The organism is Mesorhizobium sp. B3-1-7 (assembly GCF_006439385.1).
In the GTDB taxonomy this organism is placed as follows: Bacteria; Pseudomonadota; Alphaproteobacteria; order Rhizobiales; family Rhizobiaceae; genus Mesorhizobium.
Window position 1 is genome coordinate 137,739 of sequence record NZ_VFTL01000012.1, and the last position, 15,785, is coordinate 153,523.

Annotated in this window: 13 protein-coding genes; 11 read left to right on the forward strand and 2 right to left on the reverse strand. The window is 64.3% G+C overall.

Features of this window, described 5'->3' with window-relative positions; all coding sequences use genetic code 11:
* The 5 genes from FJ417_RS12590 to FJ417_RS12610 all read left to right on the forward strand — a co-directional run bounded on the left by FJ417_RS12590 (position 1) and on the right by FJ417_RS12610 (position 4,309).
* The gene (locus FJ417_RS12590) at positions 1-777 is read left to right on the forward strand and encodes an ATP-binding cassette domain-containing protein (RefSeq protein ID WP_140640041.1); all 777 of its coding nucleotides are present in this window, start codon (positions 1-3) and stop codon (positions 775-777) included.
* A gap of 4 nt (positions 778-781) precedes the next feature.
* Complete coding sequence (locus tag FJ417_RS12595) at positions 782-1,963, forward strand: aldose 1-epimerase family protein (RefSeq protein ID WP_140783662.1); 1,182 nt, start codon at positions 782-784, stop codon at positions 1,961-1,963.
* A 67-nt stretch (positions 1,964-2,030) separates the two neighbouring features.
* A complete protein-coding gene (locus FJ417_RS12600; protein ID WP_140783678.1) occupies positions 2,031-3,116 on the forward strand; it encodes a fatty acid desaturase family protein in 1,086 nt (361 codons plus the stop codon).
* 45 nt (positions 3,117-3,161) lie between these two features.
* Positions 3,162-3,476, forward strand: a complete 315-nt coding sequence (locus FJ417_RS12605; protein WP_140783663.1) for a MocE family 2Fe-2S type ferredoxin — start codon at positions 3,162-3,164, stop codon at positions 3,474-3,476.
* A gap of 29 nt (positions 3,477-3,505) precedes the next feature.
* Positions 3,506-4,309 carry a 3-methyl-2-oxobutanoate hydroxymethyltransferase gene (locus FJ417_RS12610; RefSeq protein ID WP_140783664.1) on the forward strand — a complete coding sequence of 268 codons (804 nt, stop codon included), beginning with the start codon at positions 3,506-3,508 and terminating at the stop codon, positions 4,307-4,309.
* A 13-nt stretch (positions 4,310-4,322) separates the two neighbouring features.
* On the opposite strand, the gene hutH is transcribed toward FJ417_RS12610, so the two are convergent.
* Positions 4,323-5,819 (reverse strand): histidine ammonia-lyase, encoded by a 1,497-nt coding sequence (gene hutH, locus FJ417_RS12615; protein WP_140783665.1) that lies wholly within the window; start codon positions 5,817-5,819, stop codon positions 4,323-4,325.
* Positions 5,816-6,817 carry an ornithine cyclodeaminase family protein gene (locus FJ417_RS12620; protein ID WP_140783666.1) on the reverse strand — a complete coding sequence of 334 codons (1,002 nt, stop codon included), beginning with the start codon at positions 6,815-6,817 and terminating at the stop codon, positions 5,816-5,818. The genes hutH and FJ417_RS12620 overlap by 4 nt, the downstream gene beginning before the upstream one ends.
* Before the next feature lie 111 nt (positions 6,818-6,928).
* Between FJ417_RS12620 and FJ417_RS12625 the strand changes: the two genes are divergently transcribed.
* From FJ417_RS12625 to FJ417_RS12650, 6 genes are all read left to right on the forward strand, one after another.
* The gene (locus tag FJ417_RS12625; protein ID WP_140783679.1) at positions 6,929-8,371 is read left to right on the forward strand and encodes an MFS transporter; all 1,443 of its coding nucleotides are present in this window, start codon (positions 6,929-6,931) and stop codon (positions 8,369-8,371) included.
* 279 nt (positions 8,372-8,650) lie between these two features.
* Positions 8,651-9,637, forward strand: coding sequence for an ABC transporter permease (locus tag FJ417_RS12630; protein WP_140783667.1), 987 nt, complete (start codon positions 8,651-8,653; stop codon positions 9,635-9,637).
* Between the two features lie 88 nt (positions 9,638-9,725).
* Complete coding sequence (locus FJ417_RS12635; RefSeq protein WP_140656843.1) at positions 9,726-10,751, forward strand: sugar ABC transporter substrate-binding protein; 1,026 nt, start codon at positions 9,726-9,728, stop codon at positions 10,749-10,751.
* A gap of 78 nt (positions 10,752-10,829) precedes the next feature.
* The gene (locus tag FJ417_RS12640) at positions 10,830-12,953 is read left to right on the forward strand and encodes an SMP-30/gluconolactonase/LRE family protein (protein WP_140783668.1); all 2,124 of its coding nucleotides are present in this window, start codon (positions 10,830-10,832) and stop codon (positions 12,951-12,953) included.
* Entirely contained in the window at positions 12,950-14,005 is a 1,056-nt protein-coding gene (locus FJ417_RS12645; RefSeq protein WP_140783669.1) for a hypothetical protein, read from the forward strand. The genes FJ417_RS12640 and FJ417_RS12645 overlap by 4 nt, the downstream gene beginning before the upstream one ends.
* Entirely contained in the window at positions 14,005-15,501 is a 1,497-nt protein-coding gene (locus FJ417_RS12650; RefSeq protein ID WP_140783670.1) for a sugar ABC transporter ATP-binding protein, read from the forward strand. The genes FJ417_RS12645 and FJ417_RS12650 overlap by 1 nt, the downstream gene beginning before the upstream one ends.
* Positions 15,502-15,785 lie beyond the last annotated feature (284 nt).

Below are 15,785 nucleotides of genomic sequence, written 5' to 3' on the forward strand. Positions count from 1 at the left end.
ATGATGCAAGAAGTGCTCCGGCTGCAGAATCTGCAAAAATCCTTCGGCAGCGTGCGCGCGCTGAAGAATGCCTCGCTGACGCTCAAGGAAGGCGAAGTGGTGGCGCTGCTTGGCGACAACGGCGCCGGCAAATCGACGCTGATCAAGGCGATCTCGGGCGTTTTCCCGATCGATCGCGGCGACATCTATGTGCGCGGCGAAAAGGTCTCGATCCGCTCGACGCGCGAGGCGATGGACCTCGGCATCGAGACCATCCACCAGGACACATCGCTTGCGCCGGACCTCAGCATCGCGCGCAACTTGTTCCTTGGCCGCGAGCCGGTCAATCTCAAATGGCTTGGCGTCTTCGCGCCGCTCGACCTCGCCAAGCTGCGCAATGCTGCCTCAGCGCTGCTAAAGCGCGTCGGCATCTCGAAGAAGCTCGACGCCGACGCGTTGGTCTCGACGCTTTCCGGCGGCGAGCGGCAGTCGATCGCGATCTCGCGCGCCATGCAGTTCGCCGCCAAGGTGATCATCCTCGACGAGCCGACCAACAATCTCGGCGTCGAGGAAACGCATGGCGTGCTGCGCTTCGTCAAAGAGATGCGCGAGGCCGGGCATTCGGTGCTCTTGATCACCCACAACATCCACCATGTGTTCGAGGTCGCCGACCGCATCATCGTCATGCGCCGCGGCGAGATCGTCGCCGAACAGACGGTCGCCGACACCGATCTTTTGACGGTGGAAAGCCTGATAACCGGCGCCGACCTGTCGGCCCTGATGAAAAGGGCGCAGTGACGGCATGGTGAAGCTCTACGGACAAACGCTTTCGCGCCGGCAGGTCGCCGAACGCTCCGGCATGCTGTCGCAATTCGCCGGGGTGCGGCTGATGACGCTTGGCGACGGCGTCGAGCGCGGCATCCGCATGCTCGAGTTCCGCAACGGCTCGGGCCTGCGCTTCACGGCGTTGGTCGACCGCGCGCTCGACATCGCCGATTGCGAGTACAAGGGCCAAGCGATCGGCTGGCATTCGCCGAGCGGGTTTCGCAACCCAGGCCTGCACGATTATGAAGGCGAGGACGGCTTTGCCTGGGGACGGTCCTTCTCCGGCCTGCTGGTCACCTGCGGCCTCGACCACATTCTCGGCCGCAACGAGGTGCCGGCCGAAAACTACAACTATCCTGGACGCAAGACCGTGACGCATTCGCTGCATGGGCGCGTCGGCACCATTCCGGCGCGGCTCACCGGCTATGGCGAGGCCTGGGACGGCGACCGCTGCGTTTTGTGGGCCGAAGGCATCGTCCAGCAGGCGAGCGTGTTTGGCGAGGATCTGCACCTCATCCGCCGCATCGAGGCCGATGTCGGCGGCAACGAGATCCGGCTCTCGGACCGTGTCGTCAATCACGGCTTCCACCGCACGCCGCATATGTATTTCTACCATGTCAATGTTGGGCATCCGCTGCTCGACAAAGGCTCGCGCTATTTGGCGCCGATCCGCGACGTCGTCTGGGCCGCGCATGGCGGCGAACGTTACGAGGCGCAGGAGGTCGGCTACCGCACCATGCCTGAGCCACAGCTCGGCTTCAGCGAGCAGGTCTGGCAGCATGAGCTGGGCGCCGACGCCACGGGCGAGGTGCCGGTGGCTGTCGTCAACGACCGCCTCGGCCTCGGCTTCGAGGTCGTCACCCGCAAGGACCAATTGCCTTGCTGTTATGAATGGCAGAATTTCCAGGCCGGGCAGTATGCGCTTGGCATCGAGCCCTCGACGCACCATGTGCTCGGCAATCTTGCCGCGCGCGAGCGTGGCGAGATGATCTGGCTGGAGCACGACGAGACCCGCGCCTATGACGCGGTGTTCCGCGTCCTCGACGGCAAGGAGGCGATTGCTGGTGCTGAACGCAGGATCGCGGCCATCGCCCGCCAGCCCGAGCAGGATTATCCTCAGCCCTCCGGCAAGTTTCCAAGACTGGCGGGCAGGACATGAGCGCGACAAATATCCAGAGCAAGCCCTCCGGCCGGCGGACCGGATTTGATTGGAGGCCGATTTGACCATGGCGAAAAAGCGCGACTACAGCCTTGTCGGCGAAAGCACACGTACGGCGATCGAGACCGGACTTGCCTCGGCCGAGTGGTATCACACCGACGTGGCGCGCAAGACCATGAAGGAATTGATGCAGCGCTCCGACGGGCCGGCGATCCGCGACACCATCATCTGGATCGCCGCGATCCTGGGCTCGGCCGCCGGCATCGTCTGGTTCTGGGGCAGTTGGTGGGTCGTGCCGTTCCTGTTCGTCTATGGCGTGCTCTATGGCTCTTCGAGCGACTCGCGGTGGCACGAATGCGGCCACGGCACTGCCTTCCGCACGCGCTGGATGAACGACGTCGTCTATCACATCGCCTCGTTCATGCTGATGCGCAATCCGGTGCAGTGGCGCTGGAGCCATGCGCGCCATCACACCGACACCATCATCGTCGGCCGCGACGCCGAGATCGCGGTGATGCGGCCGCCGGATCTCATCAAGGCGGCTTTGGCCTTCACCGGCATCCTCGATTTCCGCTATTCGCTGCCGACGCTGGTGCGCCAAGCCTTCGGCACATTGTCGGACGACGAGAAGAGCTACATCCCGGAGATGGAGCAGCACAAGGCGGTGATCGCGGCGCGCTGGCATATGGCGGTCTATGTTGCGACGATCGCTGTCGCGATCGCCCTTAGGTCATGGATTCCGCTGGTGCTGATCGGCCTGCCGCGCCTCTACGGCACCTGGCACATGGTGACGACCGGTCTATTGCAGCATATCGGGTTGGCCGACAACGTCACCGACCATCGGCTCAACACGCGCACCGTCTATATGAACCCCATCAGCCGGTTCATCTACTGGAACATGAACTACCATGTGGAGCACCACATGTTTCCGATGGTGCCCTACCACGCGCTGCCGAAACTGCATGAGCTGATCAAGCACGATCTGCCGATGCCGAACCCGTCGATGTGGCACGCCTATCGCGAGGTCTGGCCGGTGCTGCTCAGGCAGCTGAAATACGAGGACTATTATCTCAAGCGCGAATTGCCGCCGACGGCCAAGCCCTATCGCGGCGAATTCCATGATCTCGACATAACGGCCGCGGCCGCCGAATAGGCGTGGCGCAGCACACCAGAGAAAGACGATGGCCGGAGAGGGACGATGGCGGAGTGGGTCGAAGCATGCGCGGTGGGCGATGTGGACGAGGAGGATGTGATCCGCTTCGACCATGGCGGCCGTACCTTCGCGATCTACCGCTCACCGGATAATGATTTCTTCGCGACCGACGGGTATTGCACCCATGAAAAGGCCCATCTGGCAGACGGGCTGGTGATGGACGACATCATCGAATGCCCCAAGCACAATGGCCGCTTCAACTACAAGACCGGCCAGGCCAAGGGCGCGCCGGTCTGCGTCGACCTCAAGACCTATCGGGTCAAGGTCGAGGCCGGTAAGGTGATGATCGATATCGGCTGAAAGCCGTCAGACAAAAACAGGATGTACCGATGAGCCGAAAGAGACCGACCGTTGCCGATCTGCGTGCCATGAAGGGCAAGCGGCAGCTTACCATGCTACGCGTGCTGACGCTGGAGGAAGCCGAGGCCGCCGAACGGGCAGGGGTAGACATCGTCTCGGTGCCGCCGGAACTGGTGCTCAATCCGCAATATCGCGATGCCGCGCCCAGCCTCTTCACCATGCCGGGCGACAATTTTTTCGAGATCGGCACCACCGACGATTTCGTGCGCTGGTCGTTCCAGCTCTACAAGGCCGGCGCCGACGCCGTCTATTGCAGCGCCGGCTACGCCACGATCAAGCGCATGGCCGACGATGCGATTCCGGTCATTGGTCATGTCGGGCTGATCCCGTCGCGCGCCACCTGGACTGGCGGCTTCAAGGCGGTCGGCAAGACCGCCGATACGGCCATGCAGGTGTTCGAGGCGGTGAAGCAACTGGAGGCCGCCGGCGCCATCGGCGCCGAGATCGAAGTGGTGCCGGTGGAGGTGGCGAAGGCGATCTCCGAGCGCACGCCGCTGATCATGCTGTCGATGGGCGCGGGTACGGGCTGCGATGCGCAATATCTGTTCGCCGAGGATATTCTCGGCACCAATCGCGGTCACATGCCGCGCCACTCGAAAGTCTACCGCAACTTCGCCGCCGAATACGACCGGCTGCAGGCGGAACGTATCGCGGCGTTTTCGGAATATGTCGCCGACGTCAACAGCGGCGCCTATCCGGAAGACAGGCATATCGTGCACATGGATCCGGACGAGCTCACCCTCTTCATGAAGAAGGTGGACGCAAAGTCCTGATCCGCCGCGAGCTTCAGCCTGCAGCTGGTAAACCTCGCCAGATTCCGCTGGCGAGGACGGCATAGAGCGCCTCGGAATCAATGCCGAGCGGCCTGTCTTCCTTGAGAGTGGCCACATGCGAACGTACGGCCGCGTGGATTGCGCCCGTGGCCGGCGCGAGCGTTATGCCCTCGCGCAAATCGACGGCCTGCGCCGCCGCCATCAGCTCGAAGGTAATCAACCGCCGCCACAGCACGGTCATCTCGGCGCATTTGGCGACAGCGAGCGGCGTCTGCGTCGCGTGATCCTCGACGCCTTCGGACACCGGCAGGAAATCGAGCATCACCGGATTGGCCTTATGACGGATCGCGGCCAGGATAGCCGTCACCGTTTTCTGCAGCGGGACGAAGCCCGCCGAGGCGCCGCCGATCGGCGAGAGGTATTTCGGCAGACCGTGGCGGGTTGAGCCGGTGAGCTGGATGAAGCGCGCGGCTGACGCCGCCGCGCATTGCGCGATCGCCAGGCCAAGCGTCTCGAAGGCGAGCGCCAGCGACGCGGTGTGGAAGTTGCCGGTCGACATGACCAGCTCATCCTCGGCAAGCACCAGCGGATTGTCGGCGGCGGCGTTGAGCTCGATCTCGACCGCCAGCCGCGCATGGTCGATCGCCTGGATGAGCGCGCCATGGATCGAGGGCATGCAGCGGATCGACAGCGGATCCTGGATCGTGGTCGGCGCCGGCGCTTCATCGCCCGCCAGCAGGTCGCGTAGCGCCTTTGCCGCAAGCTGCTGGCAGGCGCCAGGGCGTGCCTGGTGCTGGCGCGGGTCGAGGATGGTGCGGTTGGCGCCAATACCTTCCATCGTCAGCGCGCCGGCCTGCTGTTGCTGTTCGAGCGCCGACAGCGCATCGGTCAGCGCCAGCGCCCCGGTGCCGGCCGAAACCGCCGAGGCGTTGATCAGGGAGAGGCCGTCCTTCGGCGAGAGCGTGACAGGCGCAAGCCGCGCCATCATCAGCGCCTTGGCGGCCGGCATGCGGCGGCCCTGGTATTCCGCTTCGCCTTCGCCGATCAGCACCCTGGCGATCGCCGTCATCAGCAGGAGGTCGCCGGCGCCGATCGAGCCAAGCGACGGCATCACCGGATGCACGCCGGCATTGAGCGCTTCGACCAGCGCCGTGAACACGCGCGGCGACAGGCCAGAGCCACCGGACGCCAGCATTGCAATGCGGGCGAACATCGCCGCACGTGCCACCGGCACGGGCAGGGCCTCGCCGACGGCGGCGCCGCGGCCTTCGATCAACTGGCGCTGGAAGGCGCTCGCGTCGCCTTCGACCGCGGTGACGAGATTGGCGCCGAGGCCTCTGTTCAACCCGTAGATCTGCTGGCCACCGGCCGCGGCGGCATCGAGGACCTGGCGTGCCTTGGCGAGCTTTTCGAGGACGGCAGGCGTGACCTCGACCTTGCAGGCATTGCGCGCGGCGGCAACCACATCCTCGATGCTGATGCCGGCGCCGGTGAGAACGAGCGGGCTCATGCGAAGCGCAGCCTCTGGCCGATGCCGTTTTCGCCGGCCTTGGCGAGCATGGCCTTGCCGAGCGCAATGTCGGAGAGCGAGAGGCCGCGATGCCAGAACAGGATCGTCTCGCCATCGCTTTGCCGGCCCGGCTTCAAGCCGGCCGCGATCTGGCCCAGTTCGGCGTGGAGCGTCGCCTCGCTCAGCCGTCCCGTCTCGACATGGGCGCGCAGCGAGCCGAACTTGCCGCCCTTGCACTGCCCCCAGTCGTCGACGACGATCTTTTGCATGATGTCGGTGAGCGACAGTTCGACGGCGCTCATCGTGCCGTAGGGCACGACCAGCGCGCCCCGCTTGATCCATTCGGTCTTGAGCAGCGGTTGCGGCTCCGGCAGCCGCGAGGCCTCGACCACGATATCCGCGCCTTCGACGCAGCTTTTCCAGTCAGCCACGGCCAGGACCGGCTTGCCGAGGTCGGCGGCCAGCTTCGCGGCGAAGGCGTCGCGGCTTTCCGGCCGGCGCGAATGGACGCGGATCTCGTCGAAGTCGAAGAGATGATCGAGCAGGCGCACATTCCAATAGGCGGTGCCGCGCGCGCCGATATGGCCGAGCACCTTGGACGACTTCTTCGCCAGGTGCCTGGCGCCGATGGCGGTGACGGCGCCGGTGCGCATGTCGGTGATGACGGTGGCGTCGAGGATGGCGCGTGGCGCGCCGGTGCGCGGATCGAAAAGGTTGAGAATGCCGAATTCCGACGGCAGGCCGTGCTTGTAGTTGTCGACATAGTCGCCGACGATCTTCACGCCGGCGGCGTCGAGCGGCGCCACATAGCCGCGCAGCACGTTGAAGTGACCGTGGAAGGACGGGTCGGGCTCGAGATGGACGCGCGGCTCGATCACAGTCCGGCCGTTGCCCTGCGCGACGAGCCCGGCTTCCACGGCGCCGATGATCTCGGCGTCGGTCATGGCAAGCGCTTCGATGTCGAGAGCATTGAGGTAGTCGATATAGATGGGCTTCATGCGTTTTCCTCGGCCACCCCGGGCTCATCCATAACAGGCGAAACGGCGACACGGAAGTTTGTTGGATAAGCTCTGGACTGGACCATGCTTATGCTGTTCAACCAGCGCGTCATGACCAGCATCCCCGACAACGAAGGCGTGTCCCGGCCGATGGATTCCGCAAGGCAGTCGCGGCGCGTCGCGCTGATCGTGGCGGTCGCCTTCTTCATGCAACTGCTGGATTCGACGATTATCTCGACCTCGCTGCCGCAGATGGGGCAGTCCTTCGGCGTGCCGGCGGTGGCGATGAGCATCGGTATCACTGCCTATATGCTGACCATGGCGGTGTTCGTGCCGCTGTCGGCGTGGCTTGCCGACCGGTTCGGCGCGCGCAACATCTTCCTCGTGGCGATCGCGCTGTTCACGCTGGCCTCGATCGCCTGCGGCTTTTCGCGGAGCCTGACGGAGTTCGTCGCGGCCCGCATCGTGCAGGGCCTTGGCAGCGCGCTGATGACGCCCGTGGGTCGTATCCTGGTGCTGCGCAACGCCGAAAAGTCGGAGTTGCTCAACGCCACGGCGCTGATCACCTGGCCCGCCCTGTTCGCGCCGGTGGTCGGTCCGGTGCTCGGCGGCTTCATCACCACCTATCTCTCCTGGCATTGGAACTTCTTCATCAACGCGCCGCTGGGGTTGGCCGGACTTGCGCTGGTCGCCCGGTTCGTGCCGGGCGATCGCGTATCCGAGGCGAAGCCATTCGATTGGCCGGGCTTTTTCCTCACCTCGCTCGGCCTTGCGGTGATGCTTTACGGGCTTGAGCGCCTGGCGCATCCCGAGGACGGCTTGCTGCCGACGATAGGCTCCATCGGCATTGGCATAGTGATCGGCTGGTTTGCCGTTCGCCACCTCTTGCAGGCCCGGCATCCGCTGCTCGACCTTTCGGCCTTCAAGATACTGACCTTCGCGATCTCGACGCTTGCCGCGGGCACGGTCTTCCGTGTCGCGATCAACGCCACGCCCTTCCTGCTGCCGCTGCTGTTCCAGGTCGGCTTCGGGCTGCGTCCAGTCGATGCCGGCCTATTGGTGCTGGCCTATTTCCTCGGCAATCTCGGCATGAAGACGGTGACCACACCGACGCTGAGGCGCTTCGGCTTCCGCACCGTGATGGTGGTGAACGGGGCGATCGCATCGCTGGCGATCATGGCTTGCGGCGCGATCTCGCCGCAGACGCCGCTGGCGCTGACCGTCGCGCTGATGCTGGTTGCTGGTCTCACGCGCTCGATGCAATTCACCGCGTTGAACACGCTTGCCTTCGCCGATATCGGCGCGCCGCAGCGAAGCTCGGCCGCGACGCTCTCCAGCATGCTGCAGCAGATAGCGATGCTGTTCGGCGTGGCGATCGCGGCGGCGATCCTCAATTTGTCGCAGATCGTCAGAGGCGAAGCCGTGCCCGACCTTGCCGACTTCAGAATCACCTTTGTCTCGATCGGCCTGCTCGGTCTCGCCGCGGCGATGCGCTTCCTGGTCCTGCCGGCCAATGCCGGGGCTGAGGTTTCTGGCCATTCGACGAACAATTGAGGTCGCGCCGGTCGCATTTTTCGGACTTAAATTGCGTCGGCTCCGCCGCCTTCGAACGGGCTCTTCCGCCGACCGGGCTATCGGCGCAACGGATTGCCAAAAGCGCAGGAGTTTCCGGCTATTGCGCCAGATTCGGCAATCGATGCGTCCACTTGAAAAATAGTCGGAGAGGCGCGGGTCTGAACGCGGATTCATTTGACGAGCCACTGTTGAGCCGATTAGCTTTCGGGCGGGATGGGAGCCGACACGGCCTTGCCATCGGGGCGAAAGACATAGGCGATGAATGCGATCGGCTGGCCGGACTGGAGGCGCCTTAATCAAGAAGGCATCGTCTTTGCCATCGCCATCCTGCTGTTCGCCGCCGCTGCGCTGGGCCTGCCAGGATTCCTGACAGCCGACAATCTGGTGGCCATCGTTCGCTCGGTCTCTGTGCTTGGCATTCTGGCGCTCGGCATGGCGGTCGTCATCATCGGCCGCGGCATCGACCTGTCGGCGGTGGCGATCATGGCGATGTCGGTCGCCTGGTACCTGCAATTGCTCAACACCGGCACCTCGGACGGGCTCGCCTTCGTCTATGTGCTGGCGGGCGTGCTCGCCATCGGCCTGCTCAACGGCTTTCTCGTCGCCTATGCCGACGTCCCGGCTATATTCGTCACTTTGGCCACCGGCTCCTTCGTGTTCGGCTATGTGCGCTCGCAACTGATCACCCAGGATGCCGTGCCGGTGCCCGGGGGGCACTGGGTCGAGCTGCTCGGCGGCATCCGCTTCCTCGATATTCCGGTCGAGGTGTTCGTCTTCGCCGGGCTGGCCTTCCTGGTCTTCCTGTTCCTGCGCCACACCAAATGGGGCCGCTTCATCTATTTCGCAGGCGACAATCCGGTCGCCGCCCGCAACATCGGCGTCCCGGTGCGGCCCATGCTGGTGCTGCGCTATGTGCTGTCGGCTTTCGTGGCCCTGATCGCCGGCCTGCTGACGGCGGCCAGCCTGCATTCGATCAACACCCGCATCGTCAATTCGACGCTGCTCTACGACATCGTGCTGGTGGCGGTGATCGGCGGCATCGGGCTGTCCGGCGGCAGGGGCGGGGTGCGCAACGTGCTGGTGGGAGCGGCGCTGATCGGCATCCTGCTCAACGCCATGACCATCATCGACATTCCGCTGCTCTACCAGAACCTGATCAAGGCGGCGATCCTGTTAGGGGCCATCATCGTCGACGGCATCATCAATCCGCGCGACGAACAGACGGCGCAACAAGGCGACATTTAGAGCAGATGGGCTAGCCCATCTGCTCTCGGGGTACCCGGAGCGATCGCGACGATCGGCCGGCAATGAAAACCGAACCAGAGGATGTGACATGAAACTACTCAGAACATTGATGGCCGCCGCCACGGCGCTCGCCGTTACCGCCTTCGTGGCGCCGAGCTTCGCCGCCGACGATCCGGGTCCGGCCGCCTATGCCAAGTCGCTCAACGGCAAGCGTGTCATGCTGGTGCCGCTGGCGATGGGCTTCGACCTGGCGCAGGGCTGGGCGCACTATCTGAAGAAGGAAGTCGAGGCCTGGGGCGGCACCTTCGAGACCCGCGATCCGAACTGGGTCGTCGATGCCGGCGCGCAGGCGATCACCGACGCCATTGCTTCGGACACGCGGCCTGACGTGCTCATCATCCATGCGCCCGACCTCAACTCCTATTCGAAGCTGATGAAGAAGGCGCAGGCCGCCGGCACCTATGTGCTGCTGGTCGACAATCCGGCCAACTTCCCGGCCGACGCCTTCGTCGGCAGCGACTGGGACAAGCTCGGCCAGCTCGAAGCCGAAGCGGCGATCAAGGGCTGCGGCGAGAATTCCTCCAAGAAGATCGGGCTGGTGCAGGGCGACCAGGCGAACTCCTCCAGCCTCTACCAGTATGCCGGCATCATGAAGGTGCTGGAGAAGCATCCCGACTTCCAGGTGGTGGCAAAGCCCGACTCGAACTGGGACGCGACCACCTCGCGCAACGTGACGACGACGATGCTGCAACAGCACCCGGACATCTGCTCGATCATCGACTTCTGGGATGGCGACGCCACCGGCGCCTCGGCCGCGATCCGCGACGCCAAGCTCGACGGCAAGGTGTTCCTGGTCACCACCGGCGGCGGCGAGAAGGCAGCCGATTGCGACAAGCTCGTGGACGGCACCTATGGCGCCGTGGTGATGACCGATCTTGCCCGCCAGTCGGGCGACATGAACGCCATCATCAAGTTCCTGCTGCAGAGCGGGCAGCCGGCGGGCACCTCGCACACCTATATCTACACGCTGGAGAAAGCGACGACCAAGGCGGACCTCAAGCCCGACAGCTGCTGGGACCTGAAGGCGCTGCAGGCCGAAGCGGCGGCGAAATAAGCAGCGCAGCCAGAACGCATCCACGGGGTGGCCGGATCGTTCCGGCCACCTCTTTCCCATTGATGACAGCAGCAGCCGATGAATTTTCGTGAACGCCTCCAGGCCTGGCGCTACAATCTCGTGCCCGACCATCTGGTCGGCGAGATCCTGACCAAACGCTGGACCGACAACGCCATACCTTTCCTGGCGCTGGTGGCGACGCTCGGCGTGTTCGGCTCGATCATTCCGGGCTTCTTCAAGCTCACCTCGCTGCAGGAATCGACCCGCCAGCTGGGCGAGTTCTCGCTTGTGGTGATCGGCATGACCGTGGTGATGCTGGGCGGCGGCATCGATCTTGCGGTCGGCTCGATCTTCGCGCTGTCCTGTTTCTCCGCCGTCTACGTCTTCTTCATCCTCGAACAGTCGATCTGGCTGGCCCTGGCCGCGGCACTCTGCACGGGGCTCGTCTTCGGCGCCATCAATGGCTACCTGGTCGGCTATCTCAGGCTGCGCGCCTTCCTCACCACGCTGGTCACCTTCATTTTCGGGCGGGCGCTGTTCGACATCCTCGTCACTACCTATGCCGCCGACGTGCAGCTTTCCCAGGCGAGCTCCGATGTGCTCGACTTCATCGGCGACGGCACGTTCTGGGGTCTGTCGGTCTCGGTCTGGCTGGCAATCGTCCTCGCCATCGTCACGCATATCGCGCTGACGCGATCGCGCCCCGGCTGGCATGTGCTGGCGGTGGGCGGCTCCCGGCGCTCGGCGCATAATGCCGGCATCCGCGTGCGCCGCACCGTGTTCATGACCTATGTTTTCTCGGGCTTCTGCGCCTCGATCGGCGGCTTCCTCATCGCCTGCCGGTTGAGCGGGGCAGGGCCGGGCACCGGCCTCAATCTCGAGATCATGGCGCTGACGGCAGCGGTGGTCGGCGGCGTCAGCCTGGGCGGCGGACGCGGCTCTGTGGTCAAGGGCCTGATGGGCGCCATCATCGTGCTTACCATGACCAACGGCCTGATCCGGCTGGGCTACGGCACCGGCACCAACCAGATGGTACTCGGCATCCTGCTCGCGGTCGCCGTCACCATCGACATCCGCTGGCTGAAGAACCGCCACAAGGTGCTGAACGAGGTCTATGTCGCGCCGGTCTACCTCAGGATGGGTGAGACGCAGTCCGCGTCGCCCGGCTCGGGCACGCCTTACGAACTCGACAATCGGCTTTCGGCGGCGGATCATATCGGGCTCGGCGAGTTGGAAGGGCCCGAGGACGTGATCCTCGACCGCGACGACCATCTCTATTGCGGCACGCGCCATGGCGAGATCGTCCGCTTCTTCGCGCCTGACTATGTGAAGTCGGAAGTGTTTGCCCATATCGGCGGCTTCCCGCTGGGCCTGGCCTTCGACAAGGAAGGCAATCTGATCAGCTGTGTCGGCGCCATGGGACTCTATTCGGTCTCGCCGGAGCGGGACGTGAAGCGCCTGTCGGCCGAGACGACGCGCTCATGGACCTCGATCGTCGACGATGCGCGGCTGCGCGATCCCAACGATTGCGATATCGCGCCGGACGGCCGTATCTATTTCACCGATTCCACCAAGCGCTATGACGCCCACGATTGGGCCTTGGACTCGATCGAGAACCGCGCCACGGGCCGCCTTCTGGTCTACGACCCGAAGGACGGTTCGACCAAGACGCTGCTCGACGGCTATCGCTACACCAACGGCGTTTGCATGGCGCATGACGGCAAGTCGCTGTTCTTCGCCGAAAGCTGGGCCTGCCGCGTGCACCGCTACTGGCTGGAAGGGCCGAAGGCCGGTATCGCCGAATGCGTCATCCGCGACATGCCGGGCTACCCCGACAACATCAACCGGGCTTCCGACGGCAATTACTGGATGGCGTGGCTCGGCATGCGGACGCCGAGCTTCGACCTGTCGCTGCGCCACCCTGATATGCGCAAGCGCATGACGCGCCGCCTGCCGCAGGACGAATGGCTGTTCCCCAACATCAACACCGGCGGGGTGGTGAAGTTCAACGAGAAGGGCGGCATCGTCGAGACGCTCGGCGATCTGTCCGGCAACGCGCATCCGATGGTGACGTCGATGCGCGAGCACAAGGGTTATCTGTTCGTCGGCGGCATCCTCAACAACCGCATCGGGCGCTACAAGATCACCGGTGCGGACCCGAACTGGACAAGCCCCGCTTCCTATTGGGGAGGCAAGCCATGATCCTCGATCCGATCCTGGATGTTTTCCGCGGCAAGGCGGTCACCATACCGCCGCTCGACGGCGCCTTCCGCCCGAACACGCGGCTGGACGACGCGCCGGCCTTCGCCGGGCTGATCGAACCGGACAATCTGGTGATTGCCGACGAGCGGCTGCTCGCATCCAGCGGCAACGCTGTCCTGGCGGTTGCGGCCGATTCTGAGTCCGTCGTGGTCGAGACCTTTCAATCCCCCGTCACCGCGCTGGCGCTGTCACCAGCGGGCGAACTGACGGTCGGGCTGGAGAGCGGCAAGCTGCTCATCGCCGGCAAGGAGGTTTTGCTGCCGGCTGAAATCCGTTGCATCACCGCGCTTGCCTATGCCGATGACGGTACGCTTTGGCTGGCCAATGGTTCGGCACAGTGTCTGCCGTCGCAATGGGCGGCCGACCTGATGAAGAAGGGCGCGTCCGGGTCGCTGTGGCGGCGCGGGCCAGGGGGCGTCGGCTTCCAGAAGACCGCTGGCGACATTGCCTTTCCTTATGGGCTTCACCCACTCGGCAGCGATGTGCTGGTGAGCGAAAGCTGGCACCATCAGCTTGTGCGCTTTGACGGCTTGAGCGGGAGCCGGTCGACAGTGTTGACGCATCTGCCCGGCTATCCCGCGCGGCTCTCGCCGGCCGGCGACGGTGGCGCCTGGCTGACGCTGTTTGCGCCGCGCAACCGGTTGATCGAATTCGTGCTGCAGGAAACGCATTATCGCCAGGACATGATCGACCAGGTGCCGCCGGCCTACTGGATCGCGCCGGCGCTGGCCTCCAACCGCAGTTTTCTCGAGCCGCTGCAATGCGGCAGCATCCGCACCATGGGCATCCACAAGCCGTGGTCGCCCAGCCGCTCCTACGGGCTCGTCGTGAAGCTCGACCGGACCATGCAGCCGCAATTCAGCCTGCACAGCCGCGCCAATGGCACGCGCCACGGCATATGCAGCGTTGCGGAACAGGACGGCCGCCTGTTCATCGCCTCGAAAGGCGGCGATTGCGTGCTTGCCGTCGACCTCGCCTCGGGAGGTTTCTGATGGAACCGATCGTCCGTCTCGAAAACGTCACCAAGACTTATCGCGGCGTGCCGGCAGTGAAGAATGTCAGCTTCGATCTGAGGAAAGGCGAGATCCACGCGCTGCTCGGCGAGAACGGCGCCGGCAAGTCGACGCTGACCAAGATCATCGCCGGCGTCGTCGATGCGACGTCAGGCAAGATGTTCCACAAGGGCGTCGAGACGGCTTACGCCTCGCCGCATGCCGCGCTGGAAGCCGGCATTGCCATGGTGTTCCAGGAGACCAGCCTGGTGCCGTCGATGACGGTGGCGCAGAACCTTTACCTCGGCACCGAGAAATTCCTCAACCGGCTGCGCGGCACCTACATCTCGGCGCAGCAATTCCTGCAGTCGCTGAATTTTCCCGTGGACCCGAACGCGATGGTGGCGACGCTTGGAGCAGCCAAGCGGCAGATGGTCGAGATCGCGCGCGCCGTCCACCACAATGCCGAGATCATCATCTTCGACGAACCGACGGCGACGCTGACGCCTGAGGAGAAGCGCCATTTCTTCGCGCTGATCCGTCGGCTTAAGGCGCGCGGCGTGTCGATCGTCTTCATCAGCCATGCGCTGGAAGAGGCGCTCATGATCGCCGACCGCATCACCATCCTGCGGGACGGCGAACTGGTGATCACCGACGAGGCATCGGCCTTCGACCGCGACAGGATCGTCGCCGCCATGGTCGGGCGCTCGCTGTCGGGGCAAATCTACCGCCAGCGCGACGACACGAAATTGCGCAAGGCGGGCAAGAAAGTGCTCTCGGTGCAGGACATCTCGATGAGCAACATCGTGCGCAACAATTCCTTCTCGATCTTCGAGAGCCAGATCACCGGCGTGTTCGGGCTGATCGGCTCCGGCCGCACCGAGACCTTCAAGATCGTGTCGGGCATTTACAAGCGCGATTTTCGGCGCGGTGGCGCGATCGAGCTCGACGACAAGCCGGTGCGCTACCTCGTACCGAGCGAGGCGGTGGCCGACGGCATCGTCTACGTCACCGAGGACCGCAAGAGCGAAGGCATCTTCGAGACGATGGGCATCGCCGAGAACCTGTTCGGCGGGCTGCTCGCAGCGGGCCGCGAAAAGGCCTGGGTGATCAACCAGCAGGAGATGCGGCAGCTTTCCGCCGAATGGACCAAGACGCTGAATATCAGGGCGATCAACGACAATGCCCGCGTCGTCGAGCTCTCCGGCGGCAACCAGCAGAAGGTGGTGATCGGCAAGGGACTGGTGCAGCAGCCGCGCATCGTCATCTTCGACGAGCCGACGCGGGGCGTCGATGTCGGCGCCATCGCCGAGATCCACCAGATCATCAACCGGCTGGCCGACGAAGGGCTCGCCGTCGTCGTCATCTCGTCCTACCTGCCGGAGATCATGAACCTTTCCGACCGCATCCTTGTCTGCCGGCAGGGCCGTATCGTCGAGGAGTTCTCGCCGGCGGAGGCGACGGAGGAGAAGATTATGTATGCGGCGGTTCATTAATTGTCAGGGCAAGGAATAATCGCATCGTTAGATCGAGCCACCCGCGGAGATTAGCCGAGGCGTCCGTCCTTTCGTCATCCACGGGCGGAGCAAGGAGCGAAGCGACGCGCGCAGACCCGAGGATCCATGCCGCGATTCTCGAGTGCTGCGACGGTCCAGAATTCTGCTCCGCTGCACCCCTCGCGCGAGATCACGGAATGGATTCCAGGGTCTGCGCGCGTCGCTACGCTCCTTGCTCCGCCCTAGAATGACGACACTCAGATGATGCTTCCGCCAACCGCTGC